General features: G+C 42.6%; 17 protein-coding genes. 5 read left to right on the plus strand and 12 right to left on the minus strand.

Going from position 1 to position 24,664, the window contains the following annotated elements; all coding sequences use genetic code 11:
• Window positions 1-8: 8 nt before the first annotated feature.
• The 3 genes from KTO63_RS25665 to KTO63_RS25670 all read left to right on the plus strand — a co-directional run bounded on the left by KTO63_RS25665 (window position 9) and on the right by KTO63_RS25670 (window position 3,214).
• Entirely contained in the window at window positions 9-1,874 is a 1,866-nt protein-coding gene (locus tag KTO63_RS25665) for a sulfatase-like hydrolase/transferase (RefSeq protein WP_232373339.1), read from the plus strand.
• Window positions 1,875-1,991: 117 nt separating this feature from the next.
• Window positions 1,992-2,114 (plus strand): hypothetical protein, encoded by a 123-nt coding sequence (locus KTO63_RS26415; RefSeq protein ID WP_262902034.1) that lies wholly within the window; start codon window positions 1,992-1,994, stop codon window positions 2,112-2,114.
• 11 nt (window positions 2,115-2,125) lie between these two features.
• Window positions 2,126-3,214, plus strand: coding sequence for a sterol desaturase family protein (locus KTO63_RS25670; RefSeq protein ID WP_217795089.1), 1,089 nt, complete (start codon window positions 2,126-2,128; stop codon window positions 3,212-3,214).
• Window positions 3,215-3,781: 567 nt separating this feature from the next.
• Here the strand turns inward: KTO63_RS25670 and KTO63_RS25675 are convergent.
• From KTO63_RS25675 to KTO63_RS25710, 8 genes are all read right to left on the minus strand, one after another.
• Entirely contained in the window at window positions 3,782-5,872 is a 2,091-nt protein-coding gene (locus tag KTO63_RS25675; RefSeq protein WP_217795091.1) for a glycoside hydrolase family 36 protein, read from the minus strand.
• Between the two features lie 380 nt (window positions 5,873-6,252).
• Window positions 6,253-7,467, minus strand: a complete 1,215-nt coding sequence (locus KTO63_RS25680) for a glycoside hydrolase family 27 protein (RefSeq protein WP_217795093.1) — start codon at window positions 7,465-7,467, stop codon at window positions 6,253-6,255.
• 35 nt (window positions 7,468-7,502) lie between these two features.
• A complete protein-coding gene (locus KTO63_RS25685) occupies window positions 7,503-8,570 on the minus strand; it encodes a hypothetical protein (RefSeq protein ID WP_217795095.1) in 1,068 nt (355 codons plus the stop codon).
• Window positions 8,571-8,819: 249 nt separating this feature from the next.
• Window positions 8,820-9,713: a DUF5018 domain-containing protein gene (locus KTO63_RS25690; RefSeq protein ID WP_217795097.1), complete on the minus strand. Its 894-nt coding sequence runs from the start codon at window positions 9,711-9,713 to the stop codon at window positions 8,820-8,822.
• A gap of 204 nt (window positions 9,714-9,917) precedes the next feature.
• Window positions 9,918-11,606: a RagB/SusD family nutrient uptake outer membrane protein gene (locus tag KTO63_RS25695; protein ID WP_217795099.1), complete on the minus strand. Its 1,689-nt coding sequence runs from the start codon at window positions 11,604-11,606 to the stop codon at window positions 9,918-9,920.
• Window positions 11,607-11,625: 19 nt separating this feature from the next.
• Window positions 11,626-14,967: a TonB-dependent receptor gene (locus KTO63_RS25700; protein ID WP_217795101.1), complete on the minus strand. Its 3,342-nt coding sequence runs from the start codon at window positions 14,965-14,967 to the stop codon at window positions 11,626-11,628.
• Between the two features lie 168 nt (window positions 14,968-15,135).
• Window positions 15,136-16,338, minus strand: coding sequence for a FecR family protein (locus tag KTO63_RS25705; RefSeq protein ID WP_217795103.1), 1,203 nt, complete (start codon window positions 16,336-16,338; stop codon window positions 15,136-15,138).
• A 77-nt stretch (window positions 16,339-16,415) separates the two neighbouring features.
• The gene (locus KTO63_RS25710) at window positions 16,416-17,018 is read right to left on the minus strand and encodes an RNA polymerase sigma factor (RefSeq protein ID WP_217795105.1); all 603 of its coding nucleotides are present in this window, start codon (window positions 17,016-17,018) and stop codon (window positions 16,416-16,418) included.
• 590 nt (window positions 17,019-17,608) lie between these two features.
• Here KTO63_RS25710 and KTO63_RS25715 point away from each other — a divergent pair.
• Window positions 17,609-20,722, plus strand: a complete 3,114-nt coding sequence (locus KTO63_RS25715; RefSeq protein ID WP_217795107.1) for a TIM-barrel domain-containing protein — start codon at window positions 17,609-17,611, stop codon at window positions 20,720-20,722.
• 87 nt (window positions 20,723-20,809) lie between these two features.
• On the opposite strand, the gene KTO63_RS25720 is transcribed toward KTO63_RS25715, so the two are convergent.
• Window positions 20,810-21,313 (minus strand): hypothetical protein, encoded by a 504-nt coding sequence (locus KTO63_RS25720; RefSeq protein ID WP_217795109.1) that lies wholly within the window; start codon window positions 21,311-21,313, stop codon window positions 20,810-20,812.
• A 345-nt stretch (window positions 21,314-21,658) separates the two neighbouring features.
• Between KTO63_RS25720 and KTO63_RS25725 the strand changes: the two genes are divergently transcribed.
• Window positions 21,659-22,501 (plus strand): alpha/beta hydrolase, encoded by an 843-nt coding sequence (locus KTO63_RS25725; protein ID WP_217795111.1) that lies wholly within the window; start codon window positions 21,659-21,661, stop codon window positions 22,499-22,501.
• Window positions 22,502-22,712: 211 nt separating this feature from the next.
• Here KTO63_RS25725 and KTO63_RS25730 read toward each other — a convergent pair whose 3' ends face one another.
• The 3 genes from KTO63_RS25730 to KTO63_RS25740 are packed head-to-tail and all read right to left on the minus strand — an operon-like array spanning window position 22,713 to window position 24,551.
• A complete protein-coding gene (locus KTO63_RS25730; RefSeq protein ID WP_217795113.1) occupies window positions 22,713-23,420 on the minus strand; it encodes a DUF2071 domain-containing protein in 708 nt (235 codons plus the stop codon).
• A gap of 20 nt (window positions 23,421-23,440) precedes the next feature.
• Window positions 23,441-23,911, minus strand: coding sequence for a CYTH domain-containing protein (locus KTO63_RS25735; protein ID WP_217795115.1), 471 nt, complete (start codon window positions 23,909-23,911; stop codon window positions 23,441-23,443).
• A gap of 52 nt (window positions 23,912-23,963) precedes the next feature.
• Window positions 23,964-24,551, minus strand: a complete 588-nt coding sequence (locus KTO63_RS25740) for a hypothetical protein (RefSeq protein WP_217795117.1) — start codon at window positions 24,549-24,551, stop codon at window positions 23,964-23,966.
• Window positions 24,552-24,664: the final 113 nt, after the last annotated feature.

A 24,664-nucleotide genomic window follows, 5' to 3' on the forward strand; every position in this document is an offset into this window, starting at 1 on the left:
ATACATACATGAAACTCAGAAGAAACAAATTTTATCACGCAATACTCATGGCCACATTAACGGCCTCTGTAACTGCAGCCCATTCGCAGCAAACTGCACAGCCTTACCAGGGCGTTGTCGGCAAAACACTGGCAGACTCTAAAGAATGGTGGCCCCAGCCTGTGAAGGCTCCGCAAGGCGCACCCAATGTGATCTGGATCGTGCTGGATGATGTAGGCTTTGGCGCTACGGGTACGTTTGGCGGACTTATCAACACACCGGTGTTTGATAGCCTTGCAGCTAACGGTCTCAAATACACGAATTTTCATACAGCCGCCATTTGCGCGCCAACAAGAGCCGCAGCATTAACTGGTCGCAACCATCACTCAGTGCACGAAGGAGGCTTTTCACACACCGTTTTATCTGCGGGCTTCCCGGGATACGACGGACGCATACCTTCGAAAGATGGTACCATTGCAGAGATATTGAGAGAGAATGGTTACAATACTTTTGCAGTTGGCAAATACGGATTAACGCCCGACGAAGAAGCTTCTGATGCAGGCCCGTTTGACCGTTGGCCCACAGGTAAAGGATTTGAACACTATTTCGGATTTCTTGGCTCAGAAGATGACAACTATAAAACCAACCTGGTGGAAGACAACAGCCACATAAAACCGGATGGTCGTCACTTCAGCGAACAGCTTACAGACAAAGCGATAAGTTATATTGAAAAACAAAAGAAAGCTGCACCAAGCAAACCATTCTTCCTGTACTATGCGCCAGGAGCAACACATGCGCCGCACCAGGTGGATACTTCATGGAGCAATTTGTACAAAGGAAAGTTTGATCAAGGTTGGGATGCATTCAGACAACAGGTATTTGACAGACAAAAGAAGCTGGGTGTAATTCCTGCCAATGCGGTTCTTCCGGAACGCAATCCAAAAATTCCCGCATGGAACTCACTTACCGCCGAGCAGAAAAAATTATACGCAAGATTCTTTGAAGTGTATGCGGGCTATCTTACTTATACAGATTACCAGGTGGGAAGAGTAGTCAATTACCTTAAGCAGATCAATCAGCTTAATAACACGTTGATCTTTGTTTTGATTGGAGACAATGGCGCAAGCAAGGAAGGCACTCAGTTTGGTGCAATTAGAGGACGTGGCACTTCGTTTGCATCCGGTGGTGTTACTGCACAAAAATATCTTGAGTTAAACGAAAATGGCATTGAGCAGATTGGCACTCCTGAATCATTTGTAAACTATCCACTTGGTTGGGCACAGGCAGCAAATACACCTTTCAGATTCTGGAAAATGGATGCGCAATCTGAAGGTGGCACAAGAAATCCACTCATCGTTTTTTATCCAAACGGTATCAAAGACAAAGGTGGCATACGCACGCAGTATGGTTACGTAACGGACCTCTTACCAACAACACTTGAGTTCGCAGGTATAAAAGCACCGGAATACATACGCGAAATAAAACAGGACACGATACAAGGAACATCTTTGGTATATTCTGTTAATGATGCAAAAGCACCATCAAGACACACGCAGCAGTACTACTATATATTCGGTTCACGCTCCATTTACAAAGATGGCTGGAAAGCTGCAGCAGCACACCATCCGGATATTCTGGACTTGAATAAATTCGCCGGCGAAGCCAAAGACTCCATTGCTAAAAACTACGACAATGATGTGTGGGAGCTCTACAATCTCAACGAAGATCCTACTGAACGCGTGGACCTTGCAAAAAAATATCCGGAGAAAGTAAAAGAGTTGCAGGCATTGTTCGATGCAGATGCAAAAAAATACAACATCTATCCATTCATCGATTGGGAAGATGTGTTCTCGCGGAGGATACATAATAATGGAAATGCGACAGGGTTAAAGTAGTTGAGAATTGAGAATGGAGAGTTGAGAGTTGAGAGTGAATTTGATCATTCGGCTTTTCACTTTTCACTCTCCATTCTCAACTCTCAACTCTCCACTTTCTACAAAAAATTAACAACTATGCAAATGGATGACGTAAACATTCTCACCAAAAAAATACTCGTAGGCTTTGCGCTTACCATCGTTCCATTGCTGATCATAGGTGGCGGCCTATGGCTTATCAGTCATTATTTACTGAAATAAAAAACAACATCATGGCACAACAACAATCACTTGCAAAAAACAGGACGAGAGATATGCTCATCAGCCTGTTCATTTATACACTGCCGGTGCTCGCTGTGTATCTTTACTTTAAACTGAAAGGAGAGGCGCCGTGGCTGCACAATACACATACACCACAAACTGTTGACCTGCCCGGCTTTTTTCACTTCATTGAACCCGTGTTTAAAAATTTACAAACATGGGGGTTTCTTGTGATCGCCTTTGTTCTTGGCATCGCGGAGTTTGCGCTTGGCTTGTATGACAACAAGTGGACAAAATCGGAAAGGGCGATCGATATCGTTTGCTTTGTTGCACCAAAAGTATTGCTGGTACCGGTTACAGCGTTCTTCAGTTTGCAGGCACTGCCATGGCTTTTGCCGGGCCTTAAAAATGAATTTTCATGGGTGCCATTCTGGGGCGGCGTTTTCATCATAGCTATTGCAGATGATCTCACACAGTACTGGTATCACCGGTTGCACCACCAGGTGACATTCCTTTGGAGATTTCATCGCACACACCATTCCGCTCCTTACATGGGCATGGCAATGGCATCTCGTCAAAATTTCATATACACAGTTTTCTTTTCTCAAATTTACCTTACTGCAGCATTGGTGTATTTAGGCTTGGGGTATGCTGCGCTATTTGTAACAGTAATTAAAACTGCTATCACGTTAAGCGCACACTCAAGCATTGCATGGGACAAACCTTTTTACAAATACAAAGTACTGCATCCCATCGCATGGGTGTTGGAAAGATTGATTTCCACACCGGCAACGCACCAGGCCCATCACGCCGATACATCAGGTGATGGCGTTGGATTTTTTAAAGGCAATTTTGGAAACATGTTCTTTATATGGGACGTAATGTTTGGCACCGGCATCATTACAAGGAAATATCCAAAATCGTTTGGAACAAAACACTACAAACAGGAAGAATGGTATGCACAGTTTCTATGGCCCATTTTTAAATCGAAGAAAGAGGGGAGTGAGCTTAGTAAACGCGGGCCCGCAGTAGCAGAAGACCCTGTAAAAGAATCATCGATTGCAAATGCGATCGACGCTGTCCAGGCACAAGCTGTTTAAAGCAATCTAATCATTCGTCACGATGAGATTGCTTCGCCCCATTGCTTCAGGCTTGAACACACCTTCCTTTTACAATCTTCATTTTTCTCAGGGGCTCGCAATGACGATGCGGCGTGCTGACATGTATTAAATGCTCAACAATCAATTAATAGCTTGTTGAGCAAGGCCGAACCGTCATTGCGAGACCTGTGGAGAAAAAATGCTTGAGTAATAAAGGAGAATCCGAAGTACGACAAGCGGTCGAAGCAATCTCCACGCACTTTGCGAGATTGCTTCGCCACGCTTACCTCTGTGTATGTAGCCCGTATGCATACATACACGCCAAGTGCGCTGTGGCTCGCAATGACGACACGATCTTGTTTTATTTTGTCAACCAATCAGTTGTTGCAACGTCCTATAGTTTCGTGTCATTGCGAGTCCCTATGGAGAATGAATGATGAACTATTAAAGCAAATTCAAAATGACACAAACAGGACGAAGCAATCTCATTACCACGACGCAGCGACATAAAAAAATCCTTTGATCAAACCTGATCAAAGGATTTTTTGTTTACGACAAAAGTAAACACTAATAGCTCACTGTCCATTCCACAGCTTTGGCTGTGTTTGACTGTATCGTTATACTTCGAATGTTGCCTCGTTTTTGATTATTTACCACAACGGCTTCCGGGCATTTAAAGTCCTTAAAAGAAAACCCTTCGGGCTCGTAAATGTATATGATGTATTGATCGTCGGCAACTAACTGAGACTGACCGTTAAGTGCATTGTTGTTCCAGTCCAGCTTATCTATTTCCAGACCACCGCTTGAAATATGCCTGTTGGTGGCCACTAATTGCGGATGATGTTGATCTTCACGCACTGTAAACAGTTGGCAGTTGTAAGTGGTATCCATATCGCCGAACTGAAACCCTTCTTTGAACACACCTTTAAATGATTTTGTCCAAAACTCAAACACGAGGTACTGTTTGTTTTTATCCAACCCCATTTCTGCAAATGAAATGGATGATTGGCTTTTGCCCGTGCGACCAAGCAACATCCAACTTTCATAGACTTTGTTCATTTCAAGCAAAAACAAGTCGTATGGCGATTTGTAGCGGGCATCAAATACTCGCTCCATGGAACCGCTTACAGTTGAATTCAGCCTGTCGAGATACATCGAGCAGGAAGGGTCAATATCGTACAGTTGTCCCGGCACTGTATGCATCACAGGTATGGAACGGATGGCCGCATCGATAATAGGCGTTTGATATTTTTCTGGTTTGTCAGTTAACAGAAATAACGAACCCGTCATGGAAGTTGCCATACACGCAGGGTACGCTACTTTTTCACTTAATTCAATATGATCTGGATCGTTGCGCCATATTACATTGTTAAATGAGTTGTACTGGGTTAGAGATTGAATCCCGTAGCCGTCGTTTCCAATTCTGCATCCGTCAACTATGCCCACCAATTCCGGACGGATTCCCCAGCAAGCCAACAAAAAATTATCCTTGCCAATTTCAGATCTCACAGCCTTCACAACATTTCTAAATGCTTCTGTGCCGGATGTTTTTTTAGCGGTGAAATAATTGTTGTTGCTGTTGTATCCTTCATATCGCAAATGACGCAAAGCATCCAGTTTGTAATACTTCCATCCGGTTTGTTTGAAATATTTATAAATGGGTTTCACCAGAGAATCCATCGCAATAGTATTTGAACCATCCATTACATAACCCACCCAGCGACCTGTAACAGGTTCCCCTTTGGCATCTTTAAGGAAAAACGATTTATGGTTATCGACATAGGATTTGTTGGTGAATGCAACATTCGTCCATATAGCCGGCTTCAAACCTTTATTGGTTATATAATCGGCAAGGCCATCCATTCCGGAAGGAAACTTATCGTTAGGGGTCGTCCACTTAGCAGGTTCTGCAGTTTCCTGTTGGTAGCCATCATCGATCTGAATATATTCGAGTCCGTATTTTTTCAGCTTGTTGCTTAACACATCAGTTATATCGTGTACGTTTTTCTCGTTCACTTTGCTAAAGTAGGCATACCATGAACTCCAGCCTACAACAGGCTTTTGCCAAACATCATACTTCCATGGTTCAAAATAGGAGAGTCCTCTATGATGCTGATAGTAGTGTGGCTTAAACAGAAAAACAATTTCATCGCCGGTGATAACAACATTGAATTTATTACCTGTACTTGCAGCGACAGAAGGTGTAATCACAACATTGGCTTGCTCTACAGATAAGGCCCAGTCTTTCTTTCTGTCATATACCGCTTTGTTCAGCAAGCTATGACTCAATCCCACAGAATGGCGCACCAGCGAGCTTCCCCAACCGCGATTTTCTTCACAGGGAAAAGATTGTCCGCTTGCCGCTATCGTTCCGTTGAGTTTAATTGATTGTTGTTTCCGTGAGGTGATGGAAATGCTATGAGAGATTTTTCCCGCCTCGTTGTCTTTAGCTTCTCTTATGTAGAAATCTTTGGCATCGAGATTAATATCTCCATAAAAGATTTCTTCACCGTCATAGCGAATGGTGAGGTGTTTTCCTGAAAGTGTAACAGTGGCAAAACCGTTGGGCGGTGTAGCGTTTGTTTTCTTCATTTGTGCCATACCGATACAGCACACAAAGGTTGCCAGGGTTGTCAAAAGCATTTTTACATTCATCATGTCTTCTATCTTTTTATCGCCGATTTTTATTCGGATCAAATTAAAATCTAACTAGTGCAGAGCTCTGCCGCCAGTCATTTGGTTTTGAATGTTTATCATTTTCAAAACGTCTTGTAGTTTAACATGTCGCTCCTACGGAGCTGGCTTTTACTTTCTGAAAGGCTTACCTGATCTACGAACATTTAACCCCTACGGGGTTATTTCAACGTCAGAGAGCTTGAAAGCTCCGTAGGAGCTAAACGTTCGTAGCACTGCAAATCATAATGGCAAACAAAATACCAGCTCCGTAGGAGCGACACGTCAAAAATAGGGTATCAAAAACCATTTCGTAATTCCATAAATCACGAAACTGCCTACACTAAAAAAAACGCCCGATACCGCTATTTTGCTTTTTTGGACAAGCGGAAAAAATATGCATCATGCGCCTGAACCGTTGCAGAAAATGGTTTTGCGGTAGTGCCTGTTGTTTTCTTTTGCCATATATCGTATAAATTATAAACAGTACTGTTCATATCCAAAGTTTTGTGAACCAGTGTATCTTCAATGGTTTGCGTCTTCCAGTTGAATTGAAAATTTTGCGGCGAGGTTTTGCGATTTAAAAAGCAAACCGCCCACTCATCATTCGTCAAAGGCTTCACCCACACTTCCATGCTATCTTTTTGCATATACCTGAATCCTTGTATAGCCAAGGGATCCTGATCAACAGCAATGGCATCTTTATTCAAGAACACACTAAGCGTTTCGTTGGAAATTTTTCTAAGATCATTGCCCATCATAAGCGGCGCAGCCATTATGCACCATATAGAAAAGTGTGCCCTGTCTTCATTCATCGTCATGCCATTTCCTACTTCCAGCATATCGGGATCGTTCCAACCACCGGGGCCTGAATAACTTCTCAGCTTTTCATTCAGGTCTGCATTGGTCATTACCCCGTTGGCTTTCCATGTTCCGTAGTCGTGGTAGCCATCGAACACCTGGTAGATATCTTCAGTTGTGCGCCACAGCTGACCCACAGGTTTGCCCCATTCCCAGGGCTTGTTGTTGCCCCATTCGCAAAGACTAAAGATCATCGGACGACCTGCTTTTTGAATTGCTTTGCTCATGGTGGTGTAAGCGTCTTTCGCATTGATTCCTTCACTGTGGCACCAGTCAAATTTCAAGTAATCAACACCGATGGATGCATAGTAACGAGCGTCCTGGTATTCATTGCCTCTTGTTCCTGCGAGTCCCTGGCAGGTAAGGGTTCCGGCACAATTGTAAATACCAAACTTCAAACCTTTGGCGTGTATATAATCGCCAACAGCTTTCATCCCATTGGGAAATTTTTTCGGATCAGCTACGAGATCTCCGGTCACGCTGTCTCTGTCTTTCAACATCCAGCCATCATCTAGCACGAGGTAGTTATAACCAGCATCTTTTAATCCTGTTGAAACCATTAGATCAGCCATGGCTTTGATCTTTTCTTCGTTGATATCTGTCCAGAAAATGTTCCAGCTGTTCCATCCCATGGGTGGTGTCGTAGCCAGCCCTTCAAACTTTTGTGCTGATGCTGTTGTAGCGATAAGGCTCGCTATTGCAACTAAAATACGTTTCATCGTAATACTATTGACTTGAATTTTTTAAGTTTTTTTTAATTAGAACATCCCACGGCCGTTTCGCGAACAGTGCATTTTAAAAGCGTTTCAGGGCCAATTCCTAAATAAGAACCTCCGCTTAAAGAAGGCACTCTTCCTGACACAAAATCTTTGTACCAGTTCATCCACGGCGCGGTGTAGCCATAGCTTTCGGCTGCATGAACGGAAAATCCGCCACCGAGATTTGCCAAAGGCAACGTGTAGCCTTTGTTTTGATAAAAATGTTCACCAACGGTGTGCAGCCATTCGTGTATCCAAACGCCGGGGTCATTGTTTTTGTAATTGTTGATCTTGTCGCTTAGTGTTGCATAGGGATCTTGCGTAAACTTCACCTGTACATATCCTGTTTTAAAATTGGTACTTAAAGGATCCGTTCCCGCCAGTCCGAAATAATTACCTCCAAAATCTACAGCACCGTCTTTTTGTTTCCAGCAAACGAAAACGCAATCATAGTTTCCGGGTAAAATACCTGCCACAGCATTTCTCACCGTAGCATCACTCAATACATAGCCTGTGCCGTCATTGTAATTGTTCAAAGGCATTGGTGCAGTGATGTCCTGTCTTGTTACCTGCCAGTTCATAGTGCCGTAAGAGTATGGAATGAAATGATTGCTTATGCTCCACTGAAAATAATCGAAACATGCATTGAGCTCATCAGTAGTGAACGTCGATTGCTGCTGCGTGTTATTGATCGTTGCTGTCACCGTTTGTACGCCAATCCACAAAGCTTTCCAGGCTTTGGCCACTGGTTGATCTGCTGTCGTAAATGCTAAAGAAATATTGTCTGAAACTTGCAGATTCTTCAACAAATATTTGTTTGAATTTTTCAACGACAGTCCGATAGTATGTTGCCCTTTGCTTGCAGTGATACTTTTCTTTTCAGGATATGAAGTGCCGGTATACTTGCCATCGAGATAAATGTATGCTGGCTCATCAAGCGGAGTTGAGATACTGATCTCAGGACTACCATTTGGTTTGCTATTGGAATCATTTTTTTTACAACTTCCAACAAACAGCAGCATTGAAAACAGAAGACAAATAGCCGCACCGCTATGTTTGATCATTTTGCTTGTTTAATGGTTGAATGATTATTTCTGGAATTGGAGGTTGTTTAGTTAAGCTGTTTGAAAAATTAAAAACAAGTCGCTTTGTCATCCCGACGAAGGAGGGATCTGTGTCTAACACTAGCGAACATTATGCATAAACAATCACGCAGATCCCTCGTCCCTCGGGATGACAAGCAACACCCTATATTCCATCAAACGGTGTAACTAAACAACATCTAATTCCTATTTCCTAACTCCTAATTCATATTATCTCTGTCCCGTCCAAGAATACACTTCATCGAACGACGTTCTTTGGTTGCCGTTTTCAAGCATCCAGTATTTGACCTTCAGCGTTTTTGTGGCAGCGTCCCATTTGTTAATGCCGGTAGGATCGATCTGTGCAGAGCGTCCGCGTGAAGGAGATGGTTGACCCCAATAATTTGTAACCGAGGTTACATTGTTGTTGTTATCAAAAGTGAATACCGGTGTGAATTCTCCATAGTTTGAATTGCTGCCATTCAACGATATCGAATGATAACGGTCGTTGGTTATGCCTGACTGATCTATCACCACCACACTGTTTGGAGAGGTGGTAGCCAACACAACGTTCCATGGATAAAAACCAATGATGCCGCTGTTTACATAGTCTTTAAGGGAACCTGTTGCCGTATAATAACCATCATACGGATTAAGTGCAGGCAATGGCGCTGTAACAATTACCCACTGCTTTGTAGAACCGTCAGCGGCTGTTACTTCGTATGTAACAGGTTTGGAATAATCGCCTCGGGTGCCCAAAACAGGCGCACTACCAACAGGATTGATGGAAGCCGTGCCCGCTATGGTCGCTGTGCCCCAAAGCTGTGTAAGTTTAATATTAGAAAGCTGTCCCTTAGGCACGCCATTGGGAACATCTGGTATTACATAAATAGTATCGTGAGAAATATTAATTGTGTGATCCAGAATCAACGCGTTTGTCTTAATACTCATGATCTCGTTGGACGTTCCTTTGTTTGCCCACGAAGTATCCGCGTAGTTATAGAGAAAGTTAAAATCAGAAATCGCTTTGTCGGTTGCGGGCGCTTCCTGCACCGCTGTTTTTTCACAAGCAGTAAAAGCTGTGCTCATGAAAAATAAGATGATGAAAATATGGTTGAGTTTCATTGTTCGTTTTTTTTATAAATCGTTACTAAGGCGAGGAATTAATAATTAATAATTAATAATTAACAGGGCTTCAGTCATCAGAAAATTCACCACTCCGTTTTCAGTCCTTTCACAGATAAACCTTTCGACACCCCAAAACGAGGCCATCACAAGGTTTCGGCGAGACGCCATATTAATTACTAATTATTAATTATTAATTGCTCTCTACTGATACCCCGGATTCTGCTGCAAGCTTGTTCTTTGAATCTCCGCTCTTGGTATAGGCAACAAATAATTTGCTGGGCTGTTAAATGCACGCGTTTGAATAACACCATACGAATAGGATTTTACATTACCATTCAGTGTTATTGTCACGCCTCTACAACCTGCATTCTGTGTGCCTTCTGCTATTTTCCAGCGGCGAACATCATAGTAACGATGTCCTTCGAGACATAGCTCTACCTGCCTTTCGTTTTGTATTCTTGCAAACAGTTCCGCACCAGAAAGCGATCCGTCTAATGCCGGTAAATTAACGCCCGGACGCTGGCGAACCAGATTCAGATATTTGATAGCTTCTGCATAGTTGCCAAGATTATATTGTGCCTCTGCGTAGTTCAAATAGATTTCACTCAGGCGGCTTATAACCCAGAAGTGGTTAGTGGCACCTAAGCCTGTGTTGAAATTAAAAGTAGTGTCCTGGTATTTTCGAAAACTATATCTCGTTAAGCTATAGTTCCAATTATCAAAACCTGTTTTTGAATCGAGGCCACCTTCATAGAACTGGCAGGCACTTGTGCCACCAGCGCTGTACCTGTCCTGGCAATACGCGGTGTTTCCAAAGGGACGGCCGTCAAAAAGGATATCGTTATAAAAACGGGGATCTCTGTTTGCATAAGGGTTCTGATCGTTGTAACCTGAAGTAGGGTCTGTGATCAATTTTCCATCGGCCGTATTAAATGCATCAACCAGTTGCTGGCTCGGTGCAAAAGAGCTCCATCCGTGAAAACCGTTTGGTGCAAGAAATGTTTCGATACCGGTGAAGTCACTATAGCTGTTAGAGTATTTGGCGCTTTTTAAAGTAACCATGATCAGCTCCGGATTCGGCTTTACAAATAGCTGGCAGTAAGGTGTGCCGGAGTATAGCTGATAAACACCGAGGTCAATAACAGCTTTTGCAGCATCTGCAGCTTTCTGCCATTTGGTAGCGTCTTTGTTGTCGTTCCAAAAAGGACTGGCGGCATATAGCAAGATGGTTGATTTTAAAGCCATGGATGCGCCTTTGGTGGCTTTGCCATACTTGGCATCGCTCGATGCATAATTAACCGGAAGAAGATTTGCTGCTGCATCGCAATCTGCCACAATAAAACTTACACACTCATCGAAACTTGCACGTGTGGCCTTGAAATTGGAGTTGAGATCAAATGGTTTTGAAAACAACGGCACACCGCCATAATCCCTTACCAGCATATAATAAGCAAATGCGCGTAAGTAAAGCACTTCACCTTTCAAACGATTACGAACACTTGAATCACCAGGCACGGCATCAATTTTTGACAAGAAGGTGTTGCAGTTTTGAATGTTGTAAAACTCAAGCGACCATATGTCGAAGTTGCCTAAGTTATCTGGCGTTAATGTTCCTTTGTTCAGCACAGATTCATTGTAGTCATTGAATTTGTTGTATCCTTCATCGCAAGCGGCAGACAATGCCCACGAGCGGCTTGATTTGTTATCCCAATTATGCTGCACATTAGGAAGGATATTGTATAAGTTGTTTGCGTATGCTTCAGTGAGACTAAGATCTGTCCACACAGATGCATCGGTATATGAATCAAGTGGTGGTTTATTTAGAACATTCTTTGTGCAGGCTGGTAATAGCACTGCTATGGCTATAATAGATTTTATAATATTTTTCATACAAGTTTGTTTGCAGTTATTACAGGTTTACATTCAGCCCAAAACGAACGGTGCGGGTTTGAGGATAAGAAACCCCTGTCAGGCTGGTATTTTCAGGATCAACTCCATATCTTTTCAATCCATCAACGGAGAAAATATTTGAGCCGCCTACAAATAATCTAAGCTGCGAAATGCCGATCCTTCTTAAAAAATCATTGTCGGTGAAAATATATGAAAGCTCCGCGTTCTTTAAACGGAGGAAGGAAGCATCTCTTACATACAGGTCAGCATCTACGTTGTTTCTTGAATCACCATTGTTGCTCGCTCTTGGGAATTTCGCATCAGGCGTTGCTTCTGTTGAAACAAACCTGTCATCATACACCCACGTTGGCGGAACAACTACAGCACTTTGCGCCTGTGGACGTATCTGAACCTTTGCAATGGTTTGCCCCGCGAATATCATGTTAAGGCTCCATCCTTTGTAAGTGAAAGACAATGGAAGACCGAATGACAGTCTTGGTTTCACGCCATAGTCAATACGCACTTTATCCTTCGATGTAATTTGCCCATCGTGATCTATATCCTGTATCCAAAGATCGCCGGGGCCAGCGCCGGGAAGGTGAGGACTTTTCAAAACTTCATCCTGTGTATGATAGATGCCGCTTGTTTTATACGTCAGCCATGAGTCAACGGTGTGGCCGGTATATTGCTGCCATGCAGGAATATTGGGTGATTCGTCCTGGTAAATAACTTTGCTTCTCGCATAAGTAAGATTCACGCCAACACTATATTGAAATGCCCTGTTGGTCGCCTGCCTGTAGTTTATTGCAAACTCAAACCCACGATTGAGCGACTTGCCAATGTTCATGTAAGGCAATGTAAGCCCTGTGTATTGAGGCACTGACGATAAGGGTTGCGCCAATATATCACTGCGATAGTTTCTGAATACATCGAAAGTGATGTTCAGTTTGTTTTGCAGCAATGTCATGTCAACACCAAGGTTTCTCGTGTCTTGCTTTTCCCACGTAATGTTAGGATTAGGAACTGAAGAAGGGGAGAGATTGGTAGACTGCGTATAAGAATCTGAGAAGTAGGTGTAGTAAGCCGGATTGGTAACAATACCATACTTCGTCATGTAGTAATATTGAGCAACAGCATCACTACCCATGATACCCCATGAAGCCCTGAGTTTAAGGTTGTTGATAACAGGCAACAAAGGCTTGAAAAAGTTTTCATCGGAAATGCGCCAGCCCAGTGCCACCGCGGGAAACAGGCCCCATTGTTTGTCCGGAGCAAAATTGAATGAACCGTTGTATCGTAAAATTAAATTGGCTAAATATTTTCCTTTGTACGCATAATCAACTTTGCCAAAATAACTGGCGCGGCCCCACTGCGATGCAGAGCCTGTGCCCATTTGGTTAAGATCCGCGCCGGAAAACAGTTGATCCAAACTTGATCCCAAAAGGTCCTGGCGCTGAGCCGTTGTACTGGTGTTGTTGTAGGTTGTTTGTTCATAAGCAGCAAAAGCGCTTACGTTATGATCGCCAAACTGCCTGTCGTATCCAAGCTTTAGAAACAATGTATTTTCAGCAGACTGGGAACTCGTTTGCGTGATCTGGCTCAATGCAGTGCTGCTGTATTGGTCCGTGTAAGTATCTGTAGCCTTGTTGTAGGAATAGGCGTGCCAAGGTCTTTTATAAAATTTATTGAACGTGTTGATGTTATCAAAAGCACCATAACCGCTTACTGAAAGACCTTTTGTAATGAATGGAAGTTGAATGTCAATTCCCAGTTTTGGGTTAAAGGTCAGGTAGGTAATGTTGTTATAGCCAGGTTCTGTAGAGCTCATCAGCACAGGGTTTCTACCATAACCCAAGCCACCGGATGGCAATCCGTTTTTCCAGTACACAGGTATGAATGGATAAATGCTAATCATTTCATGCATGATGCTTCCATCATCAATCGCAGGATTCTTTGAAGTCTCTTTCCATGCAGCGAGGTCAACATTGAACTTGATGTATTTATTTGCCCTGATATCAATATTGGATCGCAGGTTGAAATTTTGGTAAGACAAGTCGCTATTGCTGTAGTTACTTTTTTGATTGATGTATTGACCGGAAACATTGTAGCGAACATTGTCTGAACCACCTGAAACCGATAAGGCGTGGCTGGTTTGCGGCGCCCATGCTTTATACACCTGGTCCGTCCAGTCCGTGCTCGTATAATCAGGATCATTGCCAGCTTTATATTTCTCAATTTCTTCTGGATCGTATGGCGTTTGTGTTCCGTTGATAACAGCAAGCTCATTGTAGTAAGTCATGTACTGCCATGCGTTCACACGAGGAGCAATTCTTGTTAAGTGCTGAAAGGCCATGTTGCCATCATACTGAATAACCGGCTTGCCTGATTTACCCCTTTTAGTTGTAACCAGCACAACTCCATTTGCGGCACGTACACCGTAAATAGCTGCTGACGCGTCTTTCAGGAGTGTTATGCTTTCAACATCAGCGGGGTTGACCCTGTTCATGTTTCTGTCAGGAATACCGTCTACAACGATCAGCGGGCCTACGCCGGTTGAACCATTTGCAAACGTGTTGTATCCGCGAACGAGCATCAGTGCATCATCATAACCCGGTTTACCAGAACGGTTGTTGATAACCAAACCAGGAGAAACACCTGCAAGCGCATTTGAAATCGAAGGAGAAGAGTTCATGCGAACATCTTCCGGTTTGATGGTGGTAACAGCTGCAGTTAAGCTTCCTTTCTTTTGTGTAGAATAACCCACCACTACAACCTCCTGTTGCTGCAAGTCAGGCGACACCTGCAATACAATAGTTATCGTGGTTCTATTCAGCAGGCTTATTTCCTGTGTTTTATAACCTATGAAAGAAATGACGAGGATCGCGTTTTGCGGATCCTTTATAGTCAAATTAAAATTTCCATCAGCATCAGTTGATGTGCCGATTGTTGTACCTTTTATGGCAATGGTCGCGCCCGCCAAAGACTTACCGGTTTCATCCGTTACGTGGCCCTTAATAATGCCAACTGGTGCAGACGATTCCGTTATTGCACCCGGTAAAGTAACCAATGTGGAAGCGGACTTAATGATCACCGTTCTATCAACAATGGCATAACTGAGCGGCAGGTTTTTAAAGCAGGCATTCAATGCTTCTTGAATGCTCACATTCTGAAGCGAAAGAGAAATGTTGCTCTGCCTCTGGATCATTTCGGAATTGTACAGAAAGTCAAAGCCGCTTTGTTTTTGAATGAGGCCAATAGCCTTCAAAAGCGGAATGTTTTTTTCCTTTATGGTAATCTGGGAAAAAGTTTTAGCGTTCACAGCAAGAACACTCATAAGCAGCAAAGCAATCGTTAATTTCATGGGCAATAACCATGTTAATTTTTGCCGTCTTTTTTGAAAGACATTGGCTAAAAAAGGCATACATTTACTTTTTAGGTTAAATAATGGAGAACTCTATCAGACTTTATGTTTAGCCTAATTCCGCCGGGAGTAGTACCAGTACTTCCGGTTTTTACTTGGCAGAAGTCTCTACTTGTTTTTTTGTTGTGCGATCAGTTTTTTTCCTTCTATTTTAAATGAATAAGTTCCGGTCATTTCCAGCATGGATACTATTTTAGAAAGAGGCAGGTCCCTCGAAACAGATCCTCCGATATGGCCCTCAATTTCGCTGCCTTTATACACCACGTCAACATCGTACCACCTTGCAACTTGCCGCAGCACACTGCTGATATCTGTCGCTTCGCCGAAATAAAATTTATTGTTCTTCCAGGCTATAACAGCGGCTGCATCTACATTTTCCGTTTTGGTCATTGTAGAGGAAATAGACGCCTGGTCATTTGGTTTTAACAGGCAGGAAGGCAGGCCGGCTTTGTCCACTCTCACCGATCCTTCAAGCAAGGTTATTTTACTTTGAGGTTCATCATCATAGGTGTTCATATTGAAACTCGTTCCCAATACAGACACCGTAATATTATTGCTGGTAACCTTGAAAGGTTTCGCTTTATTTTGCGCCACTTCAAAATACACTTCTCCGGTTGTTTCAACATGCCTGTCATGGCCAACAAATGAAACCGGAAACTTTAAAGAGGACGCCGCATTGAGCCAGACTTTGGTTCCGTCTGAAAGTGTTAAGCTGAGAATTTTGCTTCCCCTGGGAACCGCTACTGTATTGTATTGCAGGCGATCACTTCCGCTTTCTTCATTGTAGGCAATTGATCCGTTTTTGAGTTTTTGAATGTTTGTATTTCCCTGTGCAGCAATTTTTCCACTTTGTGCACTGTCCAAAACAATTTGTGAACCATCAGCTAAAGTAAGCGTGGCATTGCTGGCGGAAGGCGCAGCTACATCAGCTTGTTTTATTGCGTAAGATGGAGTTGTATTGTTTTTGTATTTAACAAGCCATACAGCGGCACCGCCGAGGAACAGTAAGAAAATAGCGGCGGCCCCGAACCAGTATTTCGTAAAGGTTCTAATGGTTCTTACAGGAGCTGCAGAAGGAGTCTCTTTAACAGCGTGAATGATGGAGTTGAAAATTTCATCTGATTCCGAAAGGCTCCCGCTATCCTGCAATGCATTATACTGCTGCATTTGCAGGTTAATCATTTCTTGTATAACGGGTCGGAACTGTTCATCCTGCACGTATTGAAAGAATTGTAGCTTTTCTTTCTCTGTGCAGTTATTATTCACATACTTGTCAAACAGTTGTTGAAATTCGGCGAGGCGATCATTCATTTATGCGGTTTTTTAACTCGGGTTATAAACCCTGTAATTAAAAAGACTCGCTAAATAAAAAAGAGGGGTACTCGTTCTTAAAAAAAATTTATAAGCGTGCAGAGGAGCACCATGTGACCGTGGGAGATAAGATAACCCTTAACAAACCTGGAAGCCCTGACGATATGTTTCTTTACCGTTTCTTTTGAAATATGAAGCAGGTCGGCAATTTCATGATACTTTAATCCTTCAAAGCGGCTCAGTTCAAACACCCTTTTTTGTTGCGGTGGCAAATGCTCTAGTGCCTGCGCGATCGTATTCTGCAAATCCTTTCCCAGCACAATGTTCAAGGTATTTCCATCTTCCGTTTCAACGTCTTCTCCAACGGCATTTTCCATCAAGCCAAGGAAAGCATGTTTCTTCAAATGATCGTACATGCAATTTCTAACCAGTGCATTAAAATAAGCGTCAAAGTTTTCGATGTCAGGTAATTTGCTCCTGTTTATCCAGATTTTAATAAAAACTTCCTGCAATGCGTCAATAGCATAGGTTTCTTCCTTTAAAATCTTCTTAGCGATAAACAATACTTTGCGGTGATATAGATCAAAAAGGAGCTTGAACGCCGATTCGTCGGCATTGGCTATTTTCTCAAGAAGCAGTTTTACTTCGTCATCCAGTAAATCACGGTTCAGACTTCGCACAAGCAAGCAGCAGTTTGAACGCGAATATATATTTAATTTTTACTGTACAAAAAACAGAATGGAATAATTAGATACTATTCTGAGTTGGCGATCGATTTTAAATGTTTACAAAAACTGCAATCGGTTAACTTGAAAAATCTTTCATAGAATACTTTATTCCGTTGGCTAAAGCCAGACGGCAATGAAGTATTTGAAACCTTCCAGAGTGTTATTTGAAAATTCCTGAAGATTTAGTATTTCCACAGTAAAATGAAATTAAAGAATGCAACAACATACTTCATTGCCGTCTGGCTTCAGCCAACGGACACTAGAGAGATGAAGTATTTGCGACTTTCTAAAGGGCTATCGAAGATCCCTGAAGATTTAGTATGATGACAGCAAATGAAATTGAAGAATGTTAAAACATAATTTATTGCCCTCTGCCTTCAGCCAATGGAAATTAAAGAGATGAATACTATTAACCACCCTTCATTCAATTCTTACCATTTGCTTAAAACCTGTACAAAATGACACAATCGTTTGCGTTGCGCTGATGGCTGCAGTAGTGTTACCTTGAATGATTATTAGTGTTCCTAAATATTTTTTTGTCAATGACCAGGGAAAGATCGTTCGCCATTATCGCAGCTTTTATCTTGATTATATTGTCGCCAAACTTAACGTTAACGGCGCAAACAAAAGTGTTTTATAAAGAAAGTTTTTCATCGCCAGAGCTGCCAAAAGGTTGGTACAAGCCGGCCGTAGGCGTTTGGGATCCGCAATGGATAGTGACCGATCAGCCATATCCAGGTTCTTATAAATACCAACAGCAGGCGCCACCGATAGCCTCTGAAAGCCGTGGTTATCATCTTCAATTCCAGGCAGGTTATTTTACAGATGAAGATGTAGACTGGTGGGCAAAAAAGAAAAACTACCCTGATGGTTATGTTGTATCTGCGCCAATCGATTGCTCGCAGAAAGAATCCGTTATACTTCGCTTTCAGCAAAAGTTTCGCTGGTGGGATTACAAACAAAATGATACCAGCGGCATGTTCGTAGGTGTGAGCACTGACAGCATTCACTGGCAACAGTGGGATGTTCGCGGTGGCGCAGCGTCTGCTACCGATATGTTTGCACCATTGAAAGAAGAAATAAACATTTCAAAATGGGCAGCACATCAGCCAAAGGTTTTCCTCCGTTTTTACTGGAAGGGAATGATGGCCTGGTATTGGATGGTAGATGATATCACGCTTGCAGAGGCTTATAATAATGATGTGGCGGTGGTGAAACTTCTTTCACACAACGAAACGTCCAATCATTTTACTGATCACGACATTATAACATTGCGTATTAAGAATGCAGGATCAAAGCCAATAACCAAAAGCTTTGAAGTGCGCGGCACCATTGATGGAACAAAGACAATTAAAAAAATTGTGGACGTTTCTTCAGAAGGCTGGGAGCCCGGTAAGGACAAGGATATATCATTCCCGGCGGAGAACCTTGCCGGCAAACCTTCCCACTCATTTAAGTTTGTAATTGACTATCCGGGAGATGAAAACAAAAGCAACGATAGCCTTGCCATCAAGGCAAATGCAGAAGCATCTACGCTGGGAAAGTTGACAGCATACAAACAGAATGGCAATACATTTGACCTTGCTTCAGGCATTAGTAAATTGAAACTGATCTTTTACCGTGATGATATTTTCCGTTTATGGCTGGCTCCGGATGGAGATTTTACAGAACCTGCGCATGGGGATATTGTAGTGGGCGATCCGCAAAAAAATACAAAAGTCAGTTCTGTTGACAAGGGCACATATTATGCGTTATCTACAGGCAAATTTGTTGTAAGGGTATACAAACAACCGTTGCGTTTTGCCATGTATGATGCCTCTGATCGCACAATGCTGTGGCAGGAATTGAAGCCGATCACTTCAGGAGCTAAAACCGTACAAACACTAGCTTCCCGGGCAGACGAATATTTTTATGGGTGTGGAATGCAGAATGGTTACTTCTCTCATAAAGGGAAAGACATCATGATAGAAAAAGGTGGCGGCTGGAACGATGGAGGAAGAGCCAACCCTGCACCATTCTACATGAGCACCGCAGGTTATGGCGTATTAAGAAATACATTTGATGCAGGCCTGTATAGTTTTAAGGATACGGTGAAGCTTTCGCATGATGAAAACAGGTTTGACGCTTTCTATTTTTATGGCCCTTCATTAAAAGCGATTTTGAATGGTTACACAGATATTTCCGGAAAACCTTTCCTGATGCCGCGTTGGGCGCTGAGCCTTGGTGATGCAAACTGTTACAACAAACCGGCACGTGATAAAAAACCACAAACAACTCCGGATGTAATCTGGAAAGTAGCAGATGAATATGTAAAACATGACATGCCTCGTGGATGGATATTGCCAAACGATGGCTATGGTTGCGGCTATGTAAAACTGGATAGTGTTGTTAGCGAGTTGCACAAAAGGGGCTTCTATACAGGTTTGTGGACAGAGAACGGCGTTTCCAAAATAGCAACAGAAGTGGGCCAGTATGGCACCAGGCTTTGCAAGCTCGATGTAGCATGGGTTGGGCCAGGTTATAAATATGCACTTGATGGATGCAAAGCTTCATACAATGGCATCGAGCAAAACAGCAATGCCCGTGGCTATGTCTGGAGCGTAATGGGATGGGCGGGCACGCAACGCTACAGCACCGTTTGGAGCGGCGACCAGTCTGGTTCATGGGAATACATTCGTTTTCATATTCCAACATTCATTGGCTCCGGTCTGTCTGCGCAAAATGCTGCGTCCAGTGATATTGACGGCATTTTCGGCGGCAGCGATTCCACCTACGTGCGTGACATGCAATGGAAATGTTTTATTCCGGTGTTGATGGTGATGAGCGGCTGGGCAAAACACGACAAGCAGCCGTGGATATACGGAGAGCCCTATACCAGCATCAACCGCAAATACCTGCGCCTGAAAATGCGCATGACGCCTTACATGTACACGCTTTGCTATGATGCCTACAAAACAGGCGTTCCCGCCACACGTGGACTGGTACTCGAGTATCCCAACGATCCTGTTACAAAGGGAACGCTGACACAATATGAATTTTTGGCCGGCCCATCACTGCTTGTTGCACCTGTTTACAAGAAGGAAATAGTGCGTGACAGCATCTATTTACCGGCAGGAAAATGGCACGACTACTGGAGTGGAGAGATACATGAGGGCAAACAATGGCTGCGCAACTATGATGCGCCATTGGAAAAATTGCCGCTGTTTGTAAGAGAAGGCGCCATTATTCCCATGTACCCGGAAATGAATTATGATGGAGAAAAACGTGCTGACACTTTAACCCTGGATATTTATCCTTCAGGCCATTCAACTTTTAATATGTACGAAGATGATGGCTTAACACGCGAATATCGTAAGGGAGCTTTTGCTACCACAAAAATTGAAGTAACACAAACCAGTAAAACAACGGTGCGCATTCATCCTGCTGTGGGTAATTACAAAGGGAAGTATTTGCAGAGAAGTTATCTGCTGCAGATCCATACAACGAAAGCGCCTGCCACTGTAGTGTTGAACGGAAAACAATTGAGAAAGGCAAACAGTAAAGAAGCACTCGATGCAAATAGTTTTTATTTCGATGCAAACGACAGGAGTGGAGTGTTGGTTGTAAGCACATCCATGCTATCAACTGCGCAAATGCAACAAATAGATATTCAATAGCATTCCGGGGAATGAAATATGTGTATTTAAAGCATCCAAATTTTTGTGCTTATAAGCAGTGCATTTTCATTCCCCGTTTTATTCAGTTTATTGATGCCTGGCGTTATAATCAGCTACCATCAATTGAAATTCTTTCCATTTTACGGAGCTCCCTTTGATTGCAATGTATTTTGACCCTTTAATTGTGTAAGTTATTGTTCCAACCAGCGCCCCCACTGCAAGACCAGCTGCTAGTCCTAATACAGCCTCTCCGGCGGGACTAATGAAGTTCATCTGAACCTGACCTTCCTGAGTATCATCCGGCTGGCCATCTATCGCTCCGAAAATGGCACCTGAAATGCCACCTGCCAGCATACCGATGCCTATATTATGGCCCGGCGCACGTCTGGTTCTAATAGAGCCAATGTAACGTGGTTCAATGGAATCTCTCTTTGTTACCGTTTGAAGATGAATGATTGAGTCTGTAATTGCAATGATGTGTCCTTTGCCAATTTTTTTTCCTGACAAGTCATATACCCGCACAAACAGTTGCTTTTGGGCATGCGCAGCACAGCTTATAAAAATTAGAAAAAATAGAATAGGGGTTTTCATACTGTCAATTTGAAGATGAAGATATAGCGATACACTTACAACTGACTTGTAACGTGGCTCGGGAAAACAATCAAATTAATAAACCAGGTCAGGTCAGGTAAGCAACTATTTTGCTTCAGCCGGCAACTAACGCCAAAGGATATTCTAATAAAGAAGTGCCTTGGTTTAGGGTTGTTAAAGAAAGGTAACAAAAATTCATCCCGAATACAATACCTAAAGTATGGGATGCTAACTTTTCGTTACGCTTTTTATAACATGTATAACCGCTGGCGGATTTTTATTATATTAGAAAAAAGTATAAACTTTTACACTTATTAACCATCCCCAAATTAAAAGCGCCTTACAATGGAAGCAAAAAATCAATCAAACGCAACCACTTTTCTTTCAGAAGATGGCCTGTCTGTATTTTACAGAAACTGGAAATCTGCGAATCAACCGAAAGCGATCGTCGTTATTGCCCACGGCTTTAATTCGCACAGCGGGTACTATGAATGGACAGCTGAACAATTGGCTTCAAACGACTATGAAGTCTACGCGATCGATTTTCCCGGAAGAGGAAAATCAGATGGCGAACGCTATTACATTGCTGACTACAATGCATTTGTAACGGAGCTTAACAAACTGGTGGACATCGCACAGGCTGCGCATCCCAACTTACCGACATTCTTACTCGGACACAGTGCCGGAGGCGTGTTGTCAGCCGTTTATGTATTAGGATACCAAAACAAATTGAGCGGCTTCATCTGCGAAAGCTTTGCCTTCCAGGTGCCCGCACCGGATTTTGCCCTTGCAGTTTTGAAAGGCTTGAGTCACGTTTTCCCTCATGCACACGTATTGAAATTAAAGAATGAAGATTTCTCACGCAATCCCGAAGTGGTTGATTTTATGAATAACGACCCGCTCATTGACAACGAGGTGCAACCCACCAAAACAGTACAACAACTGGTACTGGCCGATGAGAGACTTAAGGCTGAAATACCAACTATCACACTTCCGCTTTTAATCATGCACGGTACTTTGGACAAAGCCACCAAGCCCAGCGGCAGCCAGTTTTTTTACGACAACTCCTCATCTTCAGATAAAACGCTGAAATTGTATGAAGGGCATTACCATGACTTACTCAACGACATTGACAAGGAAGTGGTGATGAATGATATTTTGGATTGGCTGAACGTTAAAGCGAATTAATCAGAACGCCTTCATTTTATGTTGTTAATGTCCTACGGACAATGTTTGCTAAATAAAATCTTCTCTATTGATATTTTTCTCCTAACGGAGAACTCTTGCCCGTAGGGCATTGATATTAATAGAAAAAATCCATAGCATTCATTTTGCCCGTAGGGCATTAACATTAAGCGGAAGTGGGAGACATGCTATTTTAATACTGCGTGCACGACCATTACTTTCCTGCCACACTGTGCCACTCATGCTCAATTTTTGTCATGAGCAACGCATTGTCAAATTGAATAGAACCTTTTGGAAACAATTTCTCATTTTCAAAAAAACTGGATTGTACATTGGTAACATCAAGAGCACTAACCTGCCAGTTGTATGCCTGAAGTTTCAATCCATCAAACTTTTTTTTGTTTGGTGAATAACCAAGTTCTCCTTTTTCGAAAAAATCGGAGGCATTTTCGAGCGACCCAAAAATTGATTTTTTGTTAAACTGTGAAGTTTTTGTAGCGTCTATTGAAATTTGAGTATCGTCTGAGCTGGTAAAATCTATATGAAAATTTTCTCCCGTTTCAACCACATTGAATTTTGCCAGATGATGAGTACCGGGGAAAATACGGCCGCCAACAATTGTATTAAACCTCAGCGACGTGTCACGCCTTGGAATAAAAACACCCTCCCGGGCTTGTCCGTCTTCATCCCATTCCACAGCAATCCTATGCGCACCATTCTCTGATGAAATGCCTAAGAAATCTGGCAATCCTTTTGGTTTGATATGCTTCAACCGTATCAGGCAAATGCCAACAATAGCTTTGTCTTTATAAAGTTTTAACCGGAACGGAGAAGGGATAATATTTTTTACAGCTTCCGGGTCGGCCGTATAGTTGATCAGAATTCGTCTGTCGATGTAACCGTGTATGGCAGGGATTTTCATATAGTAGGGGTTGGTAAGATTTATTTCCAGTTTTTAAAAGGGTTCAAGGTCAAATTTGAATTGTAATACTTGGCCTCATCCGTAACTTCCTGCAACACCCAATCGGGCAACTCAAATTGTTCATCCTCGCTTTTCAATTCTATTTCGGCCACAATCAGGCCGTCATTCGCATCATGAAAGACATCTACTTCCCAGAGTTTCTCCTTGTAATGAATTCTGTACCGCGTTTTGGACAGTTCACTTTCCGAAAGACTGTTAAGCATTTGTTCGGCCTCAGTCAGCGGGATTTCATATTCAAATTCCTGGCGGGTAGCGCCGGTCGACTTTCCTTTGATCGTCAAATACGCTTCTGCATCGGTCACCCTTATGCGAATTGTTTTATTTTCATCTGTTGAAAGATAGCCTTGCCTGTAGAATTTTCCTTCAGGCTTGTCAAGTGCGTTCCACTTTTTGTGGTCTACAAGGTATTTACGTTCTATTTCGAGTGGCATGATGAGTTAAGTCTTGTATTTACAGTTTCTTGTTCAAAGCTCCGTAAACAAATCAATTATTGGCAACGACCTTGCTTTTCAGTGTACTTTCATGGCTAAACTTAAATGATTTTGCAACATTGTCAAAAATCCCCCTGTACCTTATAGCGTCTTTTGTTTGTGTTCCTGCAGTGACTACGTACGCAATTCCGTTTTTTGGGAAAATGTAAGAAACCAAAGTCGCCTTAATACCTTGCGGCTCCATCTTGTAACTGTACCAAACACCTTTCGTGCCATTTGCCACTATATCACCTTGTCCTAGAATTACCGCGCTTGGAATATTCTTTTGTACTGATCGAATCGTCCCCTTTAAATAATCGTCCAAGCTTAAATTTTGCATAAACTCCGTGATAACGTTAATATTTGTATTTGGATCGTCTTTTGTTTGCGGAGCATCGAGATAATAAAAGTCAATTCCATATGCATATTTATGTCTAGTTGTCCAGCCATCTGGGACATAGAGACTATACTCATCTTTACCTACATTTATATTTGTTACCTCGGGAACTTTAGCAGCAATCTCATCTGCGGCCTTTCTGTATTTAGTTTTGCAGGCTGTCGCTCCAAATAATAATACCAGAAAAACAAAAATTATTCTCATTGTCAAAGTACAATTTAGGTTGTTGGGGCTTGTGGTCGCTAATACAAAATAAGAAACAAAGATAACAACTGCCAGAGAATAGAACTAATGGCCTCCGAAAAGGCGGAGGTTAA

The sequence above is a fragment of the Pinibacter aurantiacus genome (assembly GCF_019130065.1).
Taxonomy (GTDB): domain Bacteria; phylum Bacteroidota; class Bacteroidia; order Chitinophagales; family Chitinophagaceae; genus Pinibacter; species Pinibacter aurantiacus.